This is a genomic window from Halomonas sp. MMSF_3323, assembly GCF_030733595.1.
GTDB classification, from domain to species: Bacteria; Pseudomonadota; Gammaproteobacteria; order Pseudomonadales; family Halomonadaceae; genus Halomonas; species Halomonas litopenaei.
Genome location: NZ_JASHIT010000009.1, coordinates 1 through 21,693 on the forward strand (window position 1 = coordinate 1; position 21,693 = coordinate 21,693).

Here is a 21,693-nt window from a genome sequence, read left to right on the forward strand (position 1 = left end):
GGGTGTAAATGAGCATTTTGATCCGATTTTTAACGCCGTATTACCGAGCGCAGGCACTTTTCAGACAAGCCCTAGAGTGGGGCGAGATCCTCGTAGCTCGCCTCCAGCACGATCCCGAAGTGCTCTTCAAGCGCCGCCAGATAGGCCGCGCCCGGGGGCAGGAGCTGTTCGCTTGTCGTGTCCCCGCGTCGGATCTTCAGCGTGAAGTCGGAAAGGCTGATCTGGCCTTCGGGGGTGGCCAGCGCGGCCATGCGCGAGGTGGTGAAGTGCAGGCCTGGCCAGGTGGAGGTGAAGTGATTGGCCATCTGAATATCACCTTCGCAGACCGTGGTGAAATCGACGCTATAGAGGTCGACCCACTGGGCTCCCATCAATGATTGCAGCATGATCCCGTAGCGAGCGTTCTCCACCAGTCGTAGTGTCTGGTCTCCGATGTGGAGCGGGGTGTCCGGGGTCAGCGGGATCGGGGCCCGGGGCGTATTGGTGCCGAAGCCGGCGTCGACCAGCCATTGGCGTTTGTCCAGCGTCACCAGCGATACCTGATGACTGCGCCCGGTGGGGGTTCCCGACAGATGCACACGTCCCAACAGGGCCCTGGCCTCGAATCCGAAGGCCTCAAGTGCCATCAGCAACAGGCCGTTGAGCTCGAAGCAGTAGCCGCCCCGGCGTTGACCGATGAGCTTGGCCAGAATGCCCTGAGCACTGACATCCACGCCGCAGCCCAGGCAGATATCGAAGTTCTCGAAGGGCAGCGAGGTGAGCTGGGCGCGATGCAGCGCGCGCAAGCACTCGGCAGACACCTCGACGGGTTGCACAAGGCCGATACGCTCAAGGTATTGGTCGCAGGGAAAGTCCGAGAGGGGCATGGGCGGTTACGCGTAGCAAAGTTCGGTTTAGCCTAGTGCGAGGGCAGCGGCCTTGCCAGCCTTCGCGCGTCGTCACCACGCATGCGGACAGGCTCGGTCGCTTGCCTGCCTGCCCGGCACAGCGCAACAGCCGTGCTAGGATGACCGATCCTTTTTCGATCGCTTGGGGGCTTGGCATGGAGGAGATGGGGCTGCGATGGCTCGCCGGGCAGGCCGTCAGCCTGGTGGCGCTCACGCTCTGTGTGATCGGCTTCGCCAGCCGGCATGACGACAAGCTGTTGGTATTGCTGCTGGGAGCCAACCTGGCCTTCGCGACCCAGTTTGCCCTGCTGGGGAGCTGGGTAGCCGCGTCGATCTCGGCCCTGATCATCCTGCGCATCGCTCTGGCGCGACGCTTTCCCGGCAATCTGGCGATCATGCTTGGCATGTTGCTCGCCACCTTGCTGGTAGCGGCGCTGACCTGGAGCGATGCGCGTGATCTTCCTGCCCTGGCGGCAGGGCTGCTTGGCACCTTTGCCATGTTCATGCTCAGAGGGGTGGCGATGCGTCTGGTACTGGCCGGCGCCGCCTTCTGCTGGATCATCAGCAATCTGCTGGCAGGTTCGCTGGGTGGCACTCTGGCCGAGACGCTGATCTTCGCCACCAACATCATCACCATCGTGCGCCTGAGGCGCCAGGCCTCGGTCGCCGCCCACTGATACTGGCGCCTGCCGTCGATTCCTTGTGGTGGACGCGAAACGGTCACGGAATTGACATCCTTGTCTCGTATATATGAAATTCCATATATCCTGAGGCGCCCCCGATGACGATGTCACAAGAGTCCCGCAAGCAACGCGTGCTGTTTCTGTGTCACGCCAATTCCGCTCGCTCGCTGATGGGCGAGGCGCTGCTGCGCCACCTGGCCGGTGATCGCTTCGATGCCTTCAGCGCCGGTACCGAGCCGGACGAGCCGCATCAGAAGACGCTGGCCGCGCTCAAGGAGCAGTCCATCAGCACCGAGGGGCTCGCCAGTCAGTCCCTCGACAGCTTTGAGGGACAGCACTTCGATGCCGTCATCGTGCTTTGCGACAAGGCCCAGGAAACCTGTCGCGACTGGGAGGGCAGTCGCGACGAGCATCTCTATTGGGATATCCGCGATCCCCGTGGCATCGAGCGTGACAACGCCTACGCCCAGGCGCTTCAGGAAATCCGCGTGCGCCTGATGCTGTGGCTGCAGATCAAGGATCGTGATCGCGCCCGCCACCTGGCCGACGATTGATGGCGCAACCCTCTGTCGGCAGAGCCTGGCGGGTGCCGAGGCGCGATACTCACTTTCTAAAGCGAGACTTTCATGACACTACGTATCGGTATCAATGGTTTCGGACGGATCGGCCGCCTGGTGGTTCGCAGTCTGTGGCCGCGTATCGCCGCCGGGGAGGTCGACCTGGTTCGCGTCAACGATCCCGGTGGTGACGCCGCCACCTTCGCCCACCTGCTGGAGTTCGATTCGGTGCACGGCCACTTTTCGCCTGAGGGCGGGATCAATGGCGAGGGCGAGCAGCTGAACCTCGACGGTCGCGCGGTGGCCTTCAGCGGAGCAAGCGTTCCGGCCGACGCGGACTGGTCCGGCTGCGACGTGGTGATCGAATGCTCTGGCAAGCACAAGACCCTGGACAGGCTTCAGGCCTATCTCGACCAGGGCGTGCAGCGCGTCGTGGTCAGCGCGCCGGTCAAGGAGGAGGGCGTGCTCAACGTGGTCATGGGGGTCAACGACGATCTCTACGAGCCCGAGCGTCACCGCATCGTCACCGCCGCCAGTTGCACCACCAACTGTCTGGCCCCGGTGGTCAAGGTGATTCAACAGCGTTTCGGTATCCGTCATGGCTCCATGACCACGGTGCATGACATCACCAACACCCAGACCATCCTCGACGCGCCTCACAAGGACCTGCGTCGGGCGCGGGCCTGTGGCATGAGCCTGATCCCGACCACGACCGGGTCGGCCAAGGCGATTACCGCGATCTTTCCCGAGCTCGAGGGCAAGCTCAATGGCCACGCCATACGCGTGCCGCTGGCCAATGCCTCGCTCACCGACATGGTCTTCGAACTTGAACGCGAGGTGACGGTGGATGAGGTCAACGCCGCCCTGCGCGAGGCCGCCGAAGGGGAGCTTGCCGGCATTCTCGGCTACGAGGAGCGCCCGCTGGTGTCCATCGATTACCGCACCGACCCGCGCAGCTCGATCATCGATGCGCTGTCGACCATGGTGGTCAACGCCACCCAGCTCAAGCTATACGCCTGGTACGACAACGAGTGGGGCTACGCCAACCGCACCGCAGAGCTGGCGCTGAAGGTGGGTCGTGGCTGAATCGTTGATGGCGCGGGTGAAGGCGCTGCCCTTCGAAATCCGCCAGTACCTGCTGATCACCGGCAACTACTGGGCCTTTACCGTTACCGACGGCGCCCTGCGCATGCTGGTGGTGCTGCACTTCCACCAGTTGGGCTATTCGCCCCTCGAGGTGGCGATGCTGTTCCTGTTCTACGAAGCCTTCGGGGTGATCACCAACCTGGTGGGGGGCTGGCTCGGGGCACGGCTGGGGCTCAATCGCACCATGAACCTGGGACTCGCTCTGCAGATCGTGGCGCTGGCCATGCTGATGGTGCCGTCCTCGGCGCTGAGCGTGGCCTGGGTCATGGCGGCCCAGGCATTGTCGGGCATCGCCAAGGACCTCAACAAGATGAGTGCCAAGAGCGCGGTCAAGGTACTGGTGCCCGCCGAGAGTGCCTCGGCAAACTCCACCCTGTATCGCTGGGTGGCGATCCTGACCGGCTCCAAGAACGCGCTGAAGGGAGCCGGTTTCTTCCTCGGCGGCCTGCTGCTGACGCTGATCGGCTTTCGTGGTGCGGTCATCGTCATGGCGGTGATGCTGCTGGCGGTGCTGGTCCTCTCGCTGGTTCGCCTCAAGGCCGATCTGGGGCGCGCGAAGCGCAAGCCCAAGTTCTCCGAGATATTTTCCAAGTCCCGCGCGATCAATGTCCTGTCGGCCGCGCGCCTGTGTCTGTTTGCCTCCCGGGATGTCTGGTTCGTGGTGGCCTTGCCGGTGTTTCTCTATGACCAGCATGGCTGGAGCCACTGGACGGTGGGCGGGCTGCTGGCGATCTGGGTGATCGGCTACGGGGGTGTCCAGACCCAGGCGCCCCGGCTGACCTCGCTGATGGCAGGAAGCCAGCGACGCACGACGGTATTCTGGGCGCTGGCCCTGGCGGGGCTGCCAGCCCTGCTGGCGGTGCTGCCGCTGGCTCAGGTGGGCTGGCTGGTGGTAGGCCTGTTGCTGTTCGGGGTGCTGTTCGCCATCAATTCGAGCTGGCACAGCTACCTGATCGTGCACTACGCCCGCGCCGAGGGTGCCTCCATGGACGTGGGCTTCTATTACATGGCCAACGCCATGGGGCGCCTGCTCGGCACCTTGCTGTCGGGCTGGCTGTATCAAAGCCAGGGGCTGTCGGCCTGCCTGTGGGTGTCGGCGGCGCTGGTGCTGGCCAGCGCCCTGATGGCACTGGCCTTGCCCGGCGATGGTCAGCCTGAGCCCGCAGCCGCTGACGACGAGGCAAGGCCCGCTTAGGGCTTGTCTGAAAAGTGCCTACGCTCGGTAATACGGCGTTAAAAATCGGATCAACATGCTCATTTACACCCCGTAAACTGCGCTGTCTCACCGATTTTTGCCTTGTCTAACCTTCGCTCGCCGACTTTTCGGACAGAGCCTAGGATAGTCGGCCCGCGGAGGAACCCCGTGGCGCTGAACGAAGAAAGCCGCTGCCCAGGGAAAAAAGATGAACAGGCAAAGATGAACAGGAAACGCCGATGATGTCGCTGGACCCGTTACGCCTCTACAAGTGCCTGTCGGAAGAGACGCGCCTGTCGATCATGCTGTTGCTGCTGCGGGAAGGAGAGCTCTGCGTCTGCGAAATGACCGCGGTGCTCGAGGTGTCGCAACCCAAGGTGTCACGCCACCTGGCAGAGCTGCGTCGCTGTGGTTTGCTCCAGGATCGTCGCGATGGCCAGTGGGTCCACTACCGGCTGAGCGCCGAGCTGCCCGACTGGGCGCTCGACTGTCTCGAAGCCGGCGCCCGTGGGCGACGGGCCGAGCTCGAGGCATTGCACGAAGGACTGGCCAGGATGGGGGATCGTCCGCAGCGCTGCGAGAGCCTCTGCTGAGGCGCTGTCGCCTTCCAGGGTGACTCCGGGTCGCCTTGGCCGTGCCCTGAAAAGACGCAGGCAACTTGCCTGTATTACAAGAAGAGGGCCTACACTGAAGCTGTGCACCGGCATGTTAATTCTCATGCTAATCAATTAACATGCCGGCCACTTAAACGATTCAGCGCAAGGACCTTGGATCATGATCATCTACTCCCTCATCTTGTTGTTGGTGGGGCTTTCGCTATTGGGGGGCGGCGCATGGCTGGTCACCCTGGGTGGAAGCTGGTACTACGCCCTGGCCGGTCTGGTGCTGATCGCGGTGGGCGCCATGGCGCGCTCCCGTCGCGTGCCGGCGCAGTTGCTTTACGCCGGGCTGCTTATCGCCACGGCCGCCTGGGCCCTCTGGGAATCCGGCTACGACTGGTGGCCGCTGGCCACCCGCATGGGCCTGTTGATGCTGCTAGCCATTCCGCTGCTGTGGCCGTCGCGTGCCGGCAAGCGCCTGGGTACGGCGGTGCTGCTGCCGGTCTGGGCGGTGCTGGGTGTAGGCCTGCTGGGTAGTCTGGCGGTGGATGCCCATCGCATCGAGGGGCGACTCAACGAGGACGAGATCGTCCAGTCACCCGAGCTTGGCGATTCGCCGGAGGCGAGCTGGCACGCCTACGGTCGCAGCAACCTGGGTCAGCGCTACTCGCCGCTGGACCAGATCACCCAGGATAACGTCGGCGAACTGGAACTGGCCTGGCAGTATCAGACCGGTGACAGGAAGGGCCCTGACGACGTCGGGGAGACCACCTACGAGGCCACGCCACTCAAGGTGGGCAATGCGCTGTTTCTGTGTACGCCGCACAACTGGCTGGTGACGCTTGACGCCGATAGCGGCGAGAAGCTTTGGCAGTATGACGCCAAGGTGCCGGCGGAAAGCTCACGCCAGCACCAGACCTGTCGTGGCGTCTCCTACCTGCCGCCGGCATCCGGCGATGGCGATAGCCTCGACGTCGCGGCGGCGAGCCAGCCGGCCGAGGCGCTGGAGCCGATCCAGTGCGACGCCCAGCTGTTCATGCCGACCTCCGATGCGCGCCTGCTGGCCGTCGATCCGGCCACCGGTGCCCGCTGCGCCAACTTCGCCGACAACGGCGAACTGGACCTGATGCACAACATGCCGTTCACCCAGTCCGGCTTCTACTACTCGACCTCGCCCCCCGTGGTGGCCAATGGCCTGGTGGTGGTAGCCGGGGCGGTCAATGACAACTACGCCGTCGATTCACCCTCCGGCGTGATCCGCGCCTACGACGCCAGGACCGGCGAGCTGCGCTGGAACTGGGATTCCGGCAACCCGGACGAGACCGCGCCGATCGGCGAGGACGAGACCTACGCCACCAGTTCCCCCAACAGCTGGGCGGTGGCCAGCGCCGACGAAGAGCTGGGGCTGATCTACTTCCCGATGGGCAACCGGACCCCGGACCAGCTCGGCCACTTCCGCAGTGAGGCCGAAGAGAAGTTCGCCACCTCGGTGGTGGCGCTGCGTCTGGACAGCGGCCAGGTGGAGTGGGTCCAGCAGTTCGTCCACCACGACCTGTGGGACATGGACACCCCGGCGCAGCCGAGTCTGGTCGACCTGGAGACCGACGAGGGCATGCAGCCCGCGCTGGTGGTGCCGACCAAGCAGGGGGACGTCTACGTCCTCAACCGCGCCACCGGCGAGCCAATCTTCCCGATCACCGAGGAGCCGGCACCGCAGGGCACCATCGAAGGCGACTACGCGGCACCGACCCAGCCCAGGTCTGCCCTGAGCTTCCGTCCGCCGAAGCTGCGCGAGGCCGACATGTGGGGAGGCAGCCTGATCGACCAGATGGTCTGCCGTATCCAGTTCCGCTCGCTGCGCTACGAGGGTCAGTACACCCCGCCGTCCGAGCAGGGCACCATCGTCTTCCCTGGCAACTTCGGCGTCTTCAACTGGGGTAGCCTGGCGGTGGACCCCAAGCGCCAGGTGATGTTCGGCATGCCGCTGTATCTGGCCTTCACCAGCACTCTGGTGCCCAAGGACGGCGCCGAACTCGGCGAGACCAACCAGGGTGAGCAGGGGCTCAACGAGAACGCCGGTGCCGACTACGCGGTGGAGATGAAGCCGTTCCTGTCGCCGCTGGGCATTCCCTGCCAGCAGCCGCCCTGGGGCTACGTGGCCGGCACCGACCTGCGTACCGGTGAGGTCGCCTGGCAGCACAAGAACGGTACCATCGAAGACATGACAGCGCTGCCGCTGCCCTTCGAGATGGGGGTGCCGGGTATCGGCGGTCCGATCATCACCGACGGAGGAGTAGCCTTCCTGGCGGCGTCCGTGGACGACTACTTCCGTGCCTACGACCTGACCACCGGCGAGCAGCTGTGGGAGTCGCGGCTGCCAGCCGGCGGCCAGGCCACGCCGATGACCTACCTCAACAGCCAGGGCGAGCAGATGGTCGTGCTGGTGGCCGGGGGGCATGGCTCGATCGGCACCACCATCGGTGACTACGTGATGGCCTACAAGCTGCCGGATCAGGCGTCACAATAGGCGAGCAGGGAGGGGAGCCGAACATTCGGCTCCTGCCCTGAAACAACGCCATTGCAGCAAGAGCCCCCGTCGGATGCCCGTCGGGGGCTCTTGCTTATGTCACAAGGTGGCCGACAAGGGTGCGGCAAAACACCCGCTACCGGCCATAATAAAAGATTCAGATAATGGGGATCTTTGTGCCGCTTCGGGATCGTGTGTCCCGACGGCCTACCGCCAGGGACAGGGAGAAACGCATGTCAGATATCGCCCTCTACGTGATGATCTACGCGGCCGTGCTGTTGTCGATCTATCAGGTCTACTACATCTACTACGAGCAGCACTTTGCCGACTTCGAAAAGCGTCCCGGAATGGACGCCGAGGCGCTTGAGGAGCTGTCGCGGCTGGCCGAGCAGGCCAGGAATACCGGTGATCGCGAGGCCTTTGCCCGGGCGGTGAACGAGCGCTTCGATGGCCGCGTCGACCCCAGGGTAGCGCTGGCGGCCTTTTCCCGGGACGACGAGCCGGTCAATGCCGCCATGCTGCTACGCCGCCGTCGCCAGATCGTCACCAATGGGCGCATCATGGTCCGCCATCTGGCCAGCTGGACGACCCGCCCGCCGAGCCGGGACCTGCGTGGCACCCTGATCATCGTGATCATCGCGCTGTGCCTATCGGTGCTGGGGCTGGGTGGGCTCAGCGTCTATACCATCGGCTATCGACTGGGCTCACCGGCGTTCGCCTGGGCCAACGATCCCGCCATCCTGCTTTCGTTGATCGCGCTGTTGATCGTCGCCACCCACCTGGTCTACAAGCTGGACGTCTACCTTCACGATCTCTACGAAATTGGCAGGCTGAATCCGCACTTTCGCTAGGGCTTGTCTGAAAAGTGCCTGCGCTCGTCGACTATTCGGGCAGTGCTCCAGGCGTCGCCGTATCTGCCGTCTTCCAGTGCCACAAGGCTAGCCGTCTTCCAGCACCACCAGGCCGTAGCTGCCGAGCTCCGGCAGTCCGCCTGCACTGGTGCGCAGGGATAGACCACCATCCTCGGCGACATCGAAGGCCATCACCTGGCCGGTGTTGCCGACCAGCTGATAGAGGGTGTCGCCGTCGGGGCTCAGCGCCATGTCCGAGAAGAACAGCAATTCGCCGTCGTCCTTGTAGGCGGTAGCATCCTCGAGGGCGATGCTGCCGTTCGGTTTGACGCTGTAGCGGCTGATGGAACTCGACAGGGCGTTGGCGGTGTAGAGAGTGTCGCCGTCGGCGTTCAGCGCGACCCAGCAGTTGGCGATCTCTCCTCCTTCCATGGCAGCGCCGGTCAGGGCGTCGGCGGTCTTCAGGGTGAGTCCGCCATGATCATCCAGCACATAGCTCGAGACCGAGCTGGTCTGCCAGCTGTAGAGCGGGCTCTGGGGTACCTTGTCGGCCTCCTCACGCAGGCCGAACTCCGGCGTCAGGAAGCGTGCCTCCGACATCAGCAGGGTCTCGCCCTGGTCCCCCTGGCCGATGGCGAAGCCCACCGGTATGGCGTGGAAGCGTTCGGCCGGCGCACGCGGGCTGTCCACGCTGGCGATCGGATCGGCGGACAGACCATCGTCACTGACCGCAAAGCTGTGAATCTTGCCGGTCACCAGCTCGTTGACGATGACGAAGGCTCCGGAACGCGAGAAGGCGATGGTCGAGGGGCGGGCGCCCAGGTCGCGCCGGCTGCCCTGGATCGCGATCAGTCCTTCGGGGGTGTGGCGATACAGCGCGATGGAGCCAGCCTGATTGCTGTCACCCACGCTGGCGGAGGCGACGAGGTGGCCGTGGATGGCGACAGAAATCGGGAAACGGTCCGAGGCCGTCACGCTGTTGACGGCCTGAAGGCTGCCGTCGGGGGCGCGGTTCATCAGGCTGAGGGTACCGTCGCCTGGGTTGACCGCCACCATCCAGCCGCCGTCCGCGGAGGCCGCGATGGCGTTGGCGGAGATCAGGGGGTCATCGCCGTTGGCCAGCGGGTGGTCAGGGTTCTTCTCCAGAGCCGGAATCTCCAGATCACCGGTACCAAGGCCCCCGGTGGGATACTCGGAGGCTAGGGAAAGCGTGCCGTCATCGTCGGCATGGAAGGCGGCGACCGAGTTGCCTTCGGTCTTGTTGGTGACCACGTAGATCGTTTCTGCCGCCAGGCAGGTGGACAGCGGGGCAAGTGTCAGCAGCATCAGGGTGGGCAGGCGTAGCGTCATGGGCGGGGCTCTCCATGGGAAGGGACTCTCGATAGCTGTCTCTTACCTTAGGGCAGTCCTGCAGCGGTGCTCTTCATGGCTGTGCCTTGCCACAACACGGCCGGAAAAAAGGTCGATGCGATGCCTCGATGCGCGATCTTGCAAGGTTTGTGGTGCGCCAAAGAAGAGCGCCGACATCCCGGGATGTCGGCGCTGTGGGCAGGGGCTGTAAACCGCGACGCTCTGATCGGAGGCGCCGCGGTCAGCGCTCAGTTTTCCTTGAGCTCCAGGTCCGGTACTTCGACCTTGAACAGGCGGGTCAGATAGAGCAGGTAGGCAAAGCCGACGGCGACCCAGGTGAGTCCCACCTGGAAGGTGTTGAGCGACAGACTCGACCACAGCCAGATAGTCAACAGGAAGCCGACGCTTGGCATGACGCCGTAGCGCAGCAGGTTCTTGGGTTGCATCAGGTGCTCATCCACCAGGTAGTGCTTGATCACAGAAAGGTTGACGAAGGAGAAGGCGACCAGAGCACCGAAGCTGATCATGGTGGCGGCCAGCTCCAGGCTGATGACCAGCGCCATCAGCGAGATGGCGCCGACGATCAACGTCGACCCCAGCGGGGTGCCGTAGCGCTGGCTGAGCTTGCCGAAGACCTTGGGCAGGACCTGGTCGCGGCCCATGGCGAACAGGATCCGGGAGACGCTGGCCTGGGCGGCCATGGCCGAGGCGAAGCAGCCTGCTACATATGCAGCGGTGAAGAAGGCGACCAAAAAGCCCCCGCCGGCGCGGCGCATCACGTCCACCGCGGCCGAGTCGGCGCTGCCGAAGTTGTGATAGTCGGGAAACACCAGATGCCCGACCCAGGAGGCCAGAATGAACAGGCCGCCGCCGATCAGGGTGCACAGCATGATGGCGCGGGGGATGTCACGCTTGGGCTCGCGAGTTTCCTCGCACAGGGTAGAGACGGCGTCAAAGCCAAGAAACGACAGGCACAGGATGGCGGCACCACCGACGATGGTGGTCCACTGGAGCCCTTCGCTGTGGAAGGGCGCCAGCAGCGAGGGGGCTTCGCCACCGGCGATGACCTTCAGCGAGATGGCGATGAAAGTGGCCAGAAAGACGAACTGAAAGCCGATGATGATCAGATTCATCTTGGCCACCAGCTTGATGCCCAGGATGTTCAGTGCGGTCACGGCGACGATGGCTCCTACCACCCAGACGCCCTGATCGATGGCGGGGAAGACCTCCTTCATGTAGATCCCGATCACCAGGTAGTTGATCATCGGCAGGAAGATGTAGTCGAGCAGCAGCGCCCAGCCCACCATGAAGCCCACACGGCCACCGAAGGCGCGGCGTGTGTAGGTGTAGGCGGAGCCGGCGGTAGGGTAGTGCTCGACCATCTTGCCGTAGCTGTAGGCGGTGAAGAACATCGCCGCCAGGGTGATCACGTAGGCCATGGGCACATGGCCGCCGGTGGTTTCGGTGACCACGCCGTAGGTGGTGAATACGGTCAGGGGCACCATGTAGGCGAGGCCGAAGAACACCAGGGCAGGCAGGCCAAGGATGCGCTTGAGGCCGCTGTCCTGGCCGTCGGGGGCCTCGGGGAGGCTGGAACGTCGTTGTTGTGTCATGGGTCGGTTCCTGTTGTTGCTGTTGTTGTTCTGAGCGCTGCTCAGGGCGTGGTCTACCGCCCGTTCCAGGTTGCCGTCGTCGATGCGGTCTGGCGGCTGCGTCGGGGGAGACGTTTCGCCGAACCGTGCACGGTCCCCGTGGCAAACCAGTATGGAAAACCGGCGGTGCTCGCGTGGCGCCGACGCCCGTCCGGGACAAGCGACCTACTGATGTCGTACGGGGCGTCGAGCGTTTTCGTCGAATCGGTCGTGCCTTGTGCCTTGTTCCTTGTGCCGTGTGCCGGGGCTCAGGCGTTGTCGAAGCCCTTGAGCACGTTGATCGCATTGACCCCGATCTCTTCCACCGCGTAGCCGCCTTCCATCACGAATAGTGTGGGCAGTCCGATGCGCTTGAGGCGGGCGCCGATGTCCAGATAGTCGTCGCTTTGCAGGGTGAAGGAGCTGATCGGATCGTTCTCGAAGGTGTCGACCCCGAGGGCGATGATCAGCATGTCCGGGGCGAAGTCCCTGACGCGCGCGATGGCGTCATCCAGCGCCTGCGCCCAACGGGCGTAGTCGGTGCCGCTGGGCAGGGGGTAGTTGACGTTGTAGCCCTCGCCGTCACCTCGTCCGGTCTCGTTGGCGAAGCCGAGAAAGTAGGGAAACTCGTCCATGGGGTCGCCGTGCAGCGAGAGAGTGAGCACGTCGCTGCGCTCGTAGAAGATGTCCTGGGTGCCGTTGCCGTGGTGGAAGTCGATGTCGAGGATGGCGACACGCCGGTGGCCCCGGTCCAGTGCCCGCTGGGCGGATACCGCCACATTGTTGATGAAGCAGTAACCGCCGTACTGGTCCCGTGCGGCGTGATGGCCGGGCGGTCGGCACAGGGCGAAGGCCGGCGCGCCGCTGTCGAGCACCTGGTCCAGGGCGGTCAGGGCGATGTCCTTGCTGAGCAGGGCCGCCTCGAAGGTGTCTGCGTTCAGCGAGGTTTCTCCGGCCAGGGCGTAGTAGCCAAGGCGGCCCTCGATATGGCGGGGTATGGGGCCGCCGGGCATCCGTCGTGTCGGCCAGATATTGGGAATCGCTTCGCCTTGGTAACCGGCCGCCTGCCAGTCGCGCCAGGCAACCCGCAGAAAGTCGATGTAGTCCGCGTCATGGATGGCCAGCACCGGCTCCAGTCCATGCTCGTCGGGGCCGCGGATCTCGCCGATGGACTCGGTCCTGGCGCGTTCGATGATGTAGTCCACCCGCTCGGGACACTCGAAGGGCGCGACCAGTTGGCCGGCAAACAGCTCGGTGAGAGTGCGACGGTCGCGGGTGGCGTCGCTATGAACGATCAACATGGCGGTGTCTCCTTTGGCAGTTCCGGGGCAAGGTGACGAGTGTGCGGCCTGCATCGCGGCTGTCGCTGTCTACTCGATCACGGCGGCAAAACGGTCGTTGAGTCGGCTCAGCGCCGGGCCGATCAGCGGCAGGTGGCGCTCACGCGACGCCAGGGCCTCCTCGGTGGCGTAGCTCAGGGTGATGGTCTGGGCGCCCAGCCAGCGCAGGGGTTCGGGCTCCCAGCGACGAACCACCTGGTCCAGTGCACAGCCATCGAAGGCCCAAGGGGCCCGTGTCAGCGGTGTGTCCTGTCCACAGAGCATCTCTGCCAGGGTGCGCGCCATCAGGTGGCTGGCGGCGACGCCTTCGCCGGCATAGCCGCCGGCGGTGGCGATGCCGGCTCGCCGATCGACGAGGGCGTGGGGGCGAAAGCTGCGCGAGAGGCCAAGGGTGCCGCCCCAGCCGTGGCTGATATCGACCTCGCCGAGGTCGGGAAACAGATCCTGGAGCAGCGCCTTGCGCATCTGGATGTCGCCCTGGGTGATGGAGGCCTGGTGACGCGGACGGGCGTTGAAGCGGTAGCGACCCCTGGCGCCGAAGATCAGGCGACCATCGCGGCTGCGATGGCCGTAGTTGATCAACCGGCTGGCGTCGGCGAAGGTCGGCCGCTGTGCCAGGCCGATGGCATCCCACTGGCTCTGACTCAAGGGCTCGGTGGCGATCACCAGGCTGGAGACCGGGACCAGGTGGGGACGTAGCTGGGGCAGGGTGTTGTAGCCTTCGGTGGCCATCACGATCATCGGCGCGCGGATGCTGCCCTGGGGCGTGGTCACTTTGCCGTCATCGATGCTCGTCGCCGGGCTTTGTTCGTAAAGCCTGACCCGCATGGCCGCGAGTCGCTCGACCAGCCCATCGATCAGCTTGCCGGGGTGCAGCGTGGCGACCTGACGATGAAAGATGCCACCGAAGGGGCGGCGGAAGCGGGCCTGGTCGCTGAGTTCGTCGGCGGACAGCCAGCGGCAGTCATGCTGGCGATGGCCGAGTTCCAGTAGGTGTGCGAGGTAGTCCCGCTGGAGCGCCTCCTGGGCCGGGTAGCGCGCCGCCGCGTAGAGCGCCCCACCCTTGTGGAAGTCGGCGTCGATGGTTTCCTGCGAGAGGGTCGTGCCGATCTCGTCGACATTGGCGGACAAAAGCTCGCACAGCGCCTGGCGCCGGGCCAGGGTCAGGCCCTTCAGGTGCCGCTCGAGGCCCGCCAGGTTGCCCACCACCCAGCCCCCGTTTCGCCCGGAGGCGCCGTGGCCGAAACGCCTGGCCTCGAGGACCCGGATGTCCTTCTCCGGGGCCAGGCGCTTGAGGTGATAGGCGGTCCACAGGCCGGTGAAGCCACCGCCGACAATGACCACGTCTGCCTGTTCATCCCCGGTCTGTTCATCGATAGCCTGTTTATCCCCGGTCTGTTCACCGATGGCCTGTTCATCGGTGGTCCGTTCATCGATGGCCTGTTCAGCAATGGAGAGGGGGGCGAGTGGGACTCGCCCGTTGTCTCGGTGTGACCAGAAGATGGCGTCGTTGGACTCCGCTTTCGTCATCACATGAATCCCAGTACCAGATAGAGGGCGGCGGCCAGCAAGCCGGCCAGGGCCGCGTAGGGCAGTTGGGTAAAGGCGTGCTGGAAGGGCGTGCAGCCGCTGGCCTGGGCCGTCAGCACCGTGGCGTCCGAATAGAAGCAGGCGTGGCTGCCGAAGGTGCTGGCCGAGAGGGTGGCACCGATCACCAGCGTCATGTCGGCGCCCAGATTGTGGCCCAGGGTGGTGACGATGGGCAGGATGATCACGAACACGCCCCAGTTGGAACCGGTGGCGAAGGAGACGAAGCCCATCAGCGCAAAGATGATGAAGGGCAGGATCTGGGCGTTGATCAGCGGTTCGACCGTGGTGATGATGTACTCGTTGAGTCCTAGGGTGGTGTTGACGTCATTGAACATGAAGGCCGCCACCAGCACCGCCAGGGCATCCAGCATCGACTTGAAGCCCTCCAGAATGTTGTCGAAGGTCTCGCCGGGGGTCAGCTTCTTCAGGCCGATGAAGGCCACGATCATGCCGGCCAGGGTCACGAAGATGCCCATCAGGAAATCGAGATCGAAGTACCAGGTGAAGAAGGCCAGCGACATCATCGGCAGCAGGAACATCCAGACGCTGCTGCGTGTCTGGTCCTTGGCCGCCAGGTGGGCGATCTCTTCATCGATGTGCTCGGCGCCGGGCGGCACGCAGCGACCCTCGAGCTGGGCGCGCTGCTCGGCGCGCTTCATCGGACCGAACAGCGGAATCTTGCCGTAGGCGACCAGCGGCACCATGGCCACCGCGATCCACGGATAGAACATGAAGGGGATGGCCTGGATATAGGTCCAGACTCCCTGGCCGTCGGCGGCCAGGCCGTTCTTTTCGATCAGCGCGCCGAAGAACACCGCCCAGGTCGAGATCGGGATCAGTACGCTGATCGGTGCGGCGGTGGAGTCGATGACGTAGGCCAGCATCTCTCGTGACGTCTTGAAGCGGTCCGTCACCTGACGCATCGAGGTGCCGACCGCCAGGGAGTTGAGGTAGTCGTCGACGAACAGCACGATGCCCATGAACCAGCAGCCGAGCAGCGCCCGGGGCTTGCTGGTGATGTAGCGCAACAGGCTTTCGGCGAAGGAACGCGAGGCGCCGGACTTCAGCAGCAGCGCGATGATCGAGCCCATCAGCCCGCATACCGCGATCACCCAGGCCACGTCCTCGTCGGTCAGGACGTTGAGCAGGCTCTCCGACAGGGTCGAGAGGGCGCTGGTCGGCTCGATCAACAGGGTGCCGACGAAGGCGCCGGCCACCAGCGGCTCGAGCGCGCGACGGCTCCACAGTGCCAGCAGCAGTACAACGGCGGTGGGCAGCAGCACCAGCCAGCCGCCTGCGGGGAAAAACGCTTCCATGGATGTCCTCCTGGACGATCATTGTTGTTGGTGAAGCGACCTGGCGATGGCCGTGGGTCGCGTCGATCAGGAGCGTGGCGTGACAGCTATTGGTTGTCGTTGATGTTGGCGTCGTTGATGGTGAAAGGTCCGGTCGATATCGAGCTGCCGACGGCGAGTCGGCGGCGGACGCTCAGCGCAGTTTTTCGCGCAACTGGTAGTACCACATGCCCGCGGCCAACAGGCCGTTGCCGAGGCGCTCGCTGACCGGGATGCGCCAGTGGCGCATGTCGGCGAACAGGTCGAACTCCTCCAGCTGACCGCTGACCGCCCTGGCCATGATGTTGCCAACGATATGCGAGGTGGCGATGCCGTGGCCCGAGTAGCCCTGGGCGTAGAAGACGTTGGGTGACAGCTTGCCGAGCTGAGGGATGCGGTTGATCACGATGCCCGCCTTGCCCTGCCACTGGTAGTCGAGCGCGATGCCCTTGAGCTGCGGGAAGGTGTGTTCGAGCCGGGGGCGCAGTTCGGCGCCGATATCCGCTGAGTCCTGGCCGGAATAGTTGGCGCCGCCACCGAACAGCAGGCGACCGTCGGCGGTCAGGCGGTAGTAGTCGAGCACGAAGCGGGTGTCGTAGACCGCCAGGTCCTGGGGATTGATCGCGGCCTGCTGCTCCCGGCTCAGCGGGGCGGTGGTGACGATGCCGAGAGAGGCGGGGAACAGCTTGCCCTTGAGCGCCTTGCGCTCCAGCCGGTGATAGGCGTTGCCGGCCAGCACCACGCTGTCGGCGTGGATCTGGCCACGCTCGGTGACGACACAGGGGGTAGTGCCGTGGCGAATCTCGGTGACCCGGGTGTCCTCGAACAGCAAGCCGCCCAGGTCCTCAAGGGCGCGGGCCTCGCCAAGACAGAGGTTCAGCGGGTGCAGGTGCATGTTGTAGTCGTTGCGCACCGCGCCATGGTAGAGCTCGGTGCCCACCAGTTCGCGTGTCTGATCGGCGTCCAGCAAACTCAGGTGCCGGGCGATCTCGTGGCCCTGGGCCGCCTCGACGTCGCGCTTAAGCTCGGCCATGTGGCTCGGTCGGTAGGCGGCGTGCAGGTGGCCGAACTTCAGGTCACAGGCGATGGCGTACTTGTCGACACGCTGACGCAGAATGCGGTGGCCTCGCCAGCGAAGATCCCAGACGAAGTTCTCGGCTGCCTCTCGCCCTAGCGGGCCGGAGAGCTGCTTGAGCATGGCATCCTGCCCCGACAGGCTGCCGGTGACCTGACCGCCATTGCGACCGCTGGCCCCCCAGCCGATCCGGTTGGCCTCGACCAGCGCTACCCGGTAGCCACGCTCGGCGAGTTCCAGCGCGGTGTTGACGCCGGTGAAGCCGCCTCCGATCACCGCAACGTCGACCCGATGCTCGCCCTCGAGCCTGGGATATTCGGCTTCTTCGTGGATGGTCGCGGCGTAGTAGGACGCGCAGCGCGGTTCGCTCATGACGACTCCCGAAACGATGGCAGCTTGTTATTAGTGTGATCACATGTTGTGATCACACTAGCAGGGCTTGCAGATGCGCACAAGATGCGAATTCGACCCTGGGCGGCCCAGGCTGCGGCGTCTCGGCGTGGGCTATCGTCATCGCGATGGGCTAGTCTTGACGCCAGACGCAGGTAGATATCGCCGTGATGGTGGCAGGCCAGCGGCCTGTCGGATTTTTCGCCGATGGCGACAGACGAGCGGTCGACGGGCGGCCGGCAAAAGAAGCAAAAGGGGAGTGATAGAAAAGTTATAGTGGGTTGGCGTGAGGAGTGAAGTGGAGAAAGGAATGGCGAGGGGAATGGAGAAGGGAATAGAGAGCGGAATGGCAGAAAGGAATGGAGAGCGGAATGGAGAAGGGAATAGAGAGCGGAATGGCTGAGAGGAATGGACAGAGGAGTGACAAGGAAGCGCAATGACCGACGTTCATACTGACAATAGCGATGACGCCATGGTCGCGCCGATCGGCACGGAACCATCGCCTCCGCCCTACCTGCCGGATACCGCCTCGACCCGAATTCACCAGGACCTGAGGCGTCGTCTGTGCGAAGGGGCCTTCAGTCCGGGCGAGGTGCTTTCGATCCGCGGCATCGCCGCCTGCTATGACACCAGCGCCATGCCTGCTCGGGAGGCGCTGCGCTGGCTGGTGAGCGAGGGGGCTCTGCAGTTTGTCGACAGCCGCAAGATCATCGTGCCGCACTTGAGCCGGGAGCGCTTCACCGAGGTGCTGTTCGCCCGCAGGCGGCTGGAAACCGAGCTGGCCCGGCAAGCCTTTATCGCGATCGAGCACCAGCACATCGACGCCCTGGAGGCGCTGGACGATGGCATCAATCGAGCCATCGAAGCTGCTGATCTCAAGAGCTATATGCGTGGCAATCACGCCTTTCACTTTCTGATCTACCGGCTGAGCGGCTCGACGGTATTGCTGCCGCTGGTCGAGCAGCTATGGCAGCAATACGGTCCCAGCATGGGCTTTATCTGCACGCGTTGGGGCGGCTCCGCCATCGCCGACGATCACCATCGTGAGATTACCCAGGCGCTGCGCCGGGGGGACAGGGACGCCTTCTGTCGCGCGGTGACCGCCGACATCGAGCAGGGAATGCGGCTGCTGGACGACTACTACGCCTCGTCGAAGTGATTTCTGGGCTATCTTGATGACGTCCGGCGCCAGTCCTTCGGACCGCCGACCCGAGCATCGAAAGAACGTCGTTGAGTCATCAGGAAAAGCTCATGCAAATCTACCCTTACCTGTTTTTCGACGGCCAGTGTGAAGAGGCCCTGGCGTTCTATGCCGAGCTGATGAACGGCCGAGTGAGCGAGCTTCATCGCTACAGGGACATGCCCGCCGATGCACCTGATGCTGGATGCGGGGAAGCGGGCACACCGTCACCAGAGCACATCATGCATATGCAGATCGAGGTGGCGGGTCATGTGCTGATGGGGTCGGACGCCTCTGGGGAGGCGCCTCAGGGCTTTTCTCTGGCGCTTTCAGTGGACTCACGCGAAGAAGCCGAACGGCTTTGTTCCGGGCTTGCTGAAGGTGGAGAGATCATGTTGCCCCTGTCGGAAACCTTCTGGGCCGAGCGCTTTGCCCTGGTGAAGGATCGCTTCGGCGTCGCCTGGATGGTCATGTATGAAGGCGCACGTGGCGGCTGAATATCGGTGCGTCTTGATGCAGGGCGTCCAGCGGAGCCGGAGGATTCCCAGGCGGCGTTCGCAAGCAGGGGCAAGGAGCACGACAAGCGCTCAAGCATGGGCGGCGAATAGCGACAAGAGAAGGACGATGGGGGCAAGGATGGAATTTTCAAATGTCAGGGGGCCCTATATCAGCGAGCCCCAGATGCTGCCGGGCTTCGGTGAGAAGAGTGGTATCTACAAGGTCGCTGCCGCTGAGCCTCAATGGCTATCCCGACTGGGGCTTTCCAACGACAGCCAGGCCAATCAGGTCGACCACGGCGGGGTGGACCGCGCCCTGTGTCACTACTGCGCCGATCACTATCCCCGCTGGAGCGAGCGCTATCCCGACGCCGGTGTGGCGCTGGAGGCCGGCGTGCTGGGTGAGAATATTGCGAGCCAAGGGGCCGATGAGCGTGAGGTGCGTATCGGTGACGTCTATCGCATCGGCGAAGCGCTGGTGCAGGTGACCCAGCCCAGGCAACCCTGTGCCAAGGTCGATGCCCGTACCGGCCAGCCGGGACTGGCGCGGGCCTTTATGCAGGAGGCCCGGATGGGCTGGCTCTACCGCGTGCTGGAGGAAGGATGGATTGCTCCGGGGCCTGTCATCGAGGTGGTCGAGCGCGGTGATGAAAGGTGGAGCGTGGAGGCCTGCTGGCGGGTGCTGGAAGACCGCAGGGCGCCCCTGGATACCATGGCCGAATTGCACGGCGTCGAAGCCCTGGCGCAACACTGGAAGGACCAGCTGGTCCGGCGCATGGACTATTGGCGCGGGCGCGCCTGACGCCGAACCGATCGAGCCTGTCTTCTCTGCACCTGTCTCTCGTGTGCCGCTGTCCCCTCTGCCCCAGTCTCCTGGGCTGAAACGACAAGGCCCTGCTGTGTCGCAGCAGGGCCTTGTTGCAGGGGCTTGTCGCAGGGCCTTGTCGTGATCAACCGCAGCGGAGCATCAGATGTCGCTGTCGGCGGCCAGGTCGTTGGCCAGCGCCACTTCGGAGCCGGGCTTGGCGGTCTGAAGCGCGGCCAGGGTGGGGCCGGTTTCCTGCTGGAAGGAGGCCAGCGCCTGACCGGACAGGCTCTGGTTTTCCGGAAGGGCCACGCGCATCGCATTGACCTGATTGTTGTTGACCATGACCTCGTAGTGCAGGTGAGGTCCGGTGCTGCGACCGGTGTTACCCGACAGGGCGATCCGTTCGCCCATGGTCACGCGCTGTCCGGTGCTGACCAGCGGGCGCGACAGGTGCAGGTAGCGTGTCTTGTAGCCATTGTCGTGACGAATCACGATATAGCGACCCGCCGCCGGGTGGTTGCCGACCTTTTCCACGCGACCATTGGCCGGGGTCTCGATGCCGGTGCCGATCGGCATGGCGAAGTCTGTGCCCTTGTGCGGGCTGACGCGGCCGGTGATCGGATGGCGGCGGTTGAGGTTGAAGTTGGAGCTGATGCGGTAGCTGCCGGAGAACGGGTAGCGGTTGAAGGCCGGGTCGAGGCTCTGGCCTTCGGGGGTGTAGAAGTTGTTGTCCTCGGGATTGCGCACCAGCGTCAGGTCCATGCGCTCGCCGTCGTAGGACACCGCCAGCACGCGGGGGTCCAGGCGCTGGCCGTCGATGATGTCGGACTCGACCAGTACCCGGAAGCTGTCTCCGCGACGGGTGTCGCGGCGAAAGTCGAGCTTCTTCTCGAGCACCCGCGCCATCTCCGAGACTTCGGCACGGCTCAGGCCTGCGGCCTCGGCGGAGCGAGCGAAGCTGCCGCTCACGGTGCCGGCGTAAAGGCGTTGTGAGGCTTCGCCGGCACGCTCGATGGTCGCCACGTCAAAGCCTGAATCCTGGCGTTCGATCAGGTAGCCGTCGCGCACGTTCTTCATGATGCGCAGCGCCAGCAGTCGACCGTCCTCGCCAAGCTGATACTCGAAGGTGTTACCGACGCGCCAGCGGGTCAGCACGTTCTGGTCGGGCAGGTCCTCGAGCAGCGCCATGACCTCGCTGTAGCCCAGCCCCAGGGTCTTTTCGGCCATTTCGGCAAAGGTGTCGCCCTGCTGGACGCGATAGGTCTGCCAGGTCGGGACGAACGGCTCGTTGGCCGCAATCTCTTCCTCGAGCACGATCGGGCCTTCATCGAACAGTTCGAGCTCGTCTTCGCTGACATCCTCATAGGAAGTGGCGTCGCTGGCGACGTCCAGTGACTGCTGCTCCAGCAGCCCACTGGCCACGGTGCCAAGCACCACGGCGATATGCAGGGAGCCTTCGTCGAGCTTGAAGGCGGGCGGCTGCGGATTGCCGTCCAACGCAACTGGCGCCGCGGTGGATGAATCAGCGGCGCCAGGAAGCGTGCGAGAGGATTGTAAGGTAAGAGGAGGTAGTCCCGACGATGAACGCATGGCGTTCTCGAACTTGACGTCGGCGTGGGCCTCGTCGACGAAGTCGATGTCGACGATTTCGCTGGCCTTGAGCTGGGAAATCGGGATGTGCTGGCTGGTGGCATCCAGCGCCAGGTCGATGGCTTCGGCGACCTGGGTTCGCTCGAAGTTCAGCGATGGCAGTTCCGGCGAGGCAGACTCTCCTAGCGGAACCAGAACTGACTCCAGCGATTCATTGCCTCGCTGGACGTCTTCGTAGGTGGTGACAATCTTGTGGGCGCCCAGCACGGTGACCATGGTGGCAACGGGTAACAGCAGCAGCTTGTGCGTGCGGGGCAGCGAATGGAGGATTCGCATCATGGTAAAAGGGCCATAGAAAAATTGATGAAGGTAAATATATAGGCTATTGCACCATACCCCATGAAGTATGGTATGCCTAGACTGTATGGCCATACAGCGGATGGCGCATCGCCCGGTGGTTTAT

The 21,693-nt window shown here is 64.2% G+C and carries 18 protein-coding genes; 10 read left to right on the top strand and 8 right to left on the bottom strand.

What is annotated here, in order from left to right; all coding sequences use genetic code 11:
* Positions 1-71: 71 nt before the first annotated feature.
* On the bottom strand, positions 72-866 hold the full coding sequence (locus RBB39_RS05965) for an arylamine N-acetyltransferase (protein WP_045995109.1): 795 nt from the start codon (positions 864-866) through the stop codon (positions 72-74).
* A gap of 140 nt (positions 867-1,006) precedes the next feature.
* Here RBB39_RS05965 and RBB39_RS05970 point away from each other — a divergent pair, with 140 nt between their 5' ends.
* The 7 genes from RBB39_RS05970 (at position 1,007) to RBB39_RS06000 (ending at position 8,445) form a co-directional block, all read left to right on the top strand.
* Positions 1,007-1,564, top strand: a complete 558-nt coding sequence (locus RBB39_RS05970) for a YgjV family protein (protein WP_239452632.1) — start codon at positions 1,007-1,009, stop codon at positions 1,562-1,564.
* A gap of 104 nt (positions 1,565-1,668) precedes the next feature.
* On the top strand, positions 1,669-2,124 hold the full coding sequence (locus RBB39_RS05975) for an arsenate reductase ArsC (RefSeq protein ID WP_308812402.1): 456 nt from the start codon (positions 1,669-1,671) through the stop codon (positions 2,122-2,124).
* 72 nt (positions 2,125-2,196) lie between these two features.
* Positions 2,197-3,213: an ArsJ-associated glyceraldehyde-3-phosphate dehydrogenase gene (locus RBB39_RS05980; protein WP_253028663.1), complete on the top strand. Its 1,017-nt coding sequence runs from the start codon at positions 2,197-2,199 to the stop codon at positions 3,211-3,213.
* Positions 3,214-3,220: 7 nt separating this feature from the next.
* Entirely contained in the window at positions 3,221-4,468 is a 1,248-nt protein-coding gene (gene arsJ / locus RBB39_RS05985; protein WP_213230378.1) for an organoarsenical effux MFS transporter ArsJ, read from the top strand.
* 239 nt (positions 4,469-4,707) lie between these two features.
* Positions 4,708-5,061, top strand: a complete 354-nt coding sequence (locus RBB39_RS05990) for a metalloregulator ArsR/SmtB family transcription factor (protein WP_204248924.1) — start codon at positions 4,708-4,710, stop codon at positions 5,059-5,061.
* 181 nt (positions 5,062-5,242) lie between these two features.
* Entirely contained in the window at positions 5,243-7,594 is a 2,352-nt protein-coding gene (locus tag RBB39_RS05995) for a glucose/quinate/shikimate family membrane-bound PQQ-dependent dehydrogenase (RefSeq protein ID WP_045991886.1), read from the top strand.
* A gap of 233 nt (positions 7,595-7,827) precedes the next feature.
* Positions 7,828-8,445, top strand: a complete 618-nt coding sequence (locus RBB39_RS06000; protein WP_045991887.1) for a hypothetical protein — start codon at positions 7,828-7,830, stop codon at positions 8,443-8,445.
* Positions 8,446-8,532: 87 nt separating this feature from the next.
* Here the strand turns inward: RBB39_RS06000 and RBB39_RS06005 are convergent, their stop codons facing one another.
* From RBB39_RS06005 to RBB39_RS06030, 6 genes are all read right to left on the bottom strand, one after another.
* Positions 8,533-9,795, bottom strand: coding sequence for a 3-carboxymuconate cyclase (locus RBB39_RS06005; protein ID WP_124802500.1), 1,263 nt, complete (start codon positions 9,793-9,795; stop codon positions 8,533-8,535).
* 248 nt (positions 9,796-10,043) lie between these two features.
* On the bottom strand, positions 10,044-11,408 hold the full coding sequence (locus RBB39_RS06010) for an APC family permease (RefSeq protein ID WP_045991889.1): 1,365 nt from the start codon (positions 11,406-11,408) through the stop codon (positions 10,044-10,046).
* 287 nt (positions 11,409-11,695) lie between these two features.
* Entirely contained in the window at positions 11,696-12,727 is a 1,032-nt protein-coding gene (locus RBB39_RS06015; RefSeq protein ID WP_306168924.1) for a histone deacetylase family protein, read from the bottom strand.
* A 69-nt stretch (positions 12,728-12,796) separates the two neighbouring features.
* Positions 12,797-14,296: an FAD-binding oxidoreductase gene (locus RBB39_RS06020; RefSeq protein WP_306168925.1), complete on the bottom strand. Its 1,500-nt coding sequence runs from the start codon at positions 14,294-14,296 to the stop codon at positions 12,797-12,799.
* Entirely contained in the window at positions 14,296-15,672 is a 1,377-nt protein-coding gene (locus RBB39_RS06025; protein ID WP_045991891.1) for a Na+/H+ antiporter NhaC family protein, read from the bottom strand. The genes RBB39_RS06020 and RBB39_RS06025 overlap by 1 nt, the downstream gene beginning before the upstream one ends.
* Before the next feature lie 172 nt (positions 15,673-15,844).
* Entirely contained in the window at positions 15,845-17,137 is a 1,293-nt protein-coding gene (locus tag RBB39_RS06030) for an FAD-binding oxidoreductase (RefSeq protein ID WP_045991892.1), read from the bottom strand.
* 454 nt (positions 17,138-17,591) lie between these two features.
* Here RBB39_RS06030 and RBB39_RS06035 point away from each other — a divergent pair, with 454 nt between their 5' ends.
* The 3 genes from RBB39_RS06035 (at position 17,592) to RBB39_RS06045 (ending at position 19,634) form a co-directional block, all read left to right on the top strand.
* Complete coding sequence (locus RBB39_RS06035; protein ID WP_052704278.1) at positions 17,592-18,314, top strand: GntR family transcriptional regulator; 723 nt, start codon at positions 17,592-17,594, stop codon at positions 18,312-18,314.
* 71 nt (positions 18,315-18,385) lie between these two features.
* Positions 18,386-18,832 (top strand): VOC family protein, encoded by a 447-nt coding sequence (locus tag RBB39_RS06040; protein ID WP_204248925.1) that lies wholly within the window; start codon positions 18,386-18,388, stop codon positions 18,830-18,832.
* 139 nt (positions 18,833-18,971) lie between these two features.
* Complete coding sequence (locus tag RBB39_RS06045; RefSeq protein ID WP_045991894.1) at positions 18,972-19,634, top strand: MOSC domain-containing protein; 663 nt, start codon at positions 18,972-18,974, stop codon at positions 19,632-19,634.
* A 165-nt stretch (positions 19,635-19,799) separates the two neighbouring features.
* Here RBB39_RS06045 and RBB39_RS06050 read toward each other — a convergent pair whose 3' ends face one another.
* Positions 19,800-21,569 carry a peptidoglycan DD-metalloendopeptidase family protein gene (locus tag RBB39_RS06050; RefSeq protein ID WP_045991895.1) on the bottom strand — a complete coding sequence of 590 codons (1,770 nt, stop codon included), beginning with the start codon at positions 21,567-21,569 and terminating at the stop codon, positions 19,800-19,802.
* Positions 21,570-21,693: the final 124 nt, after the last annotated feature.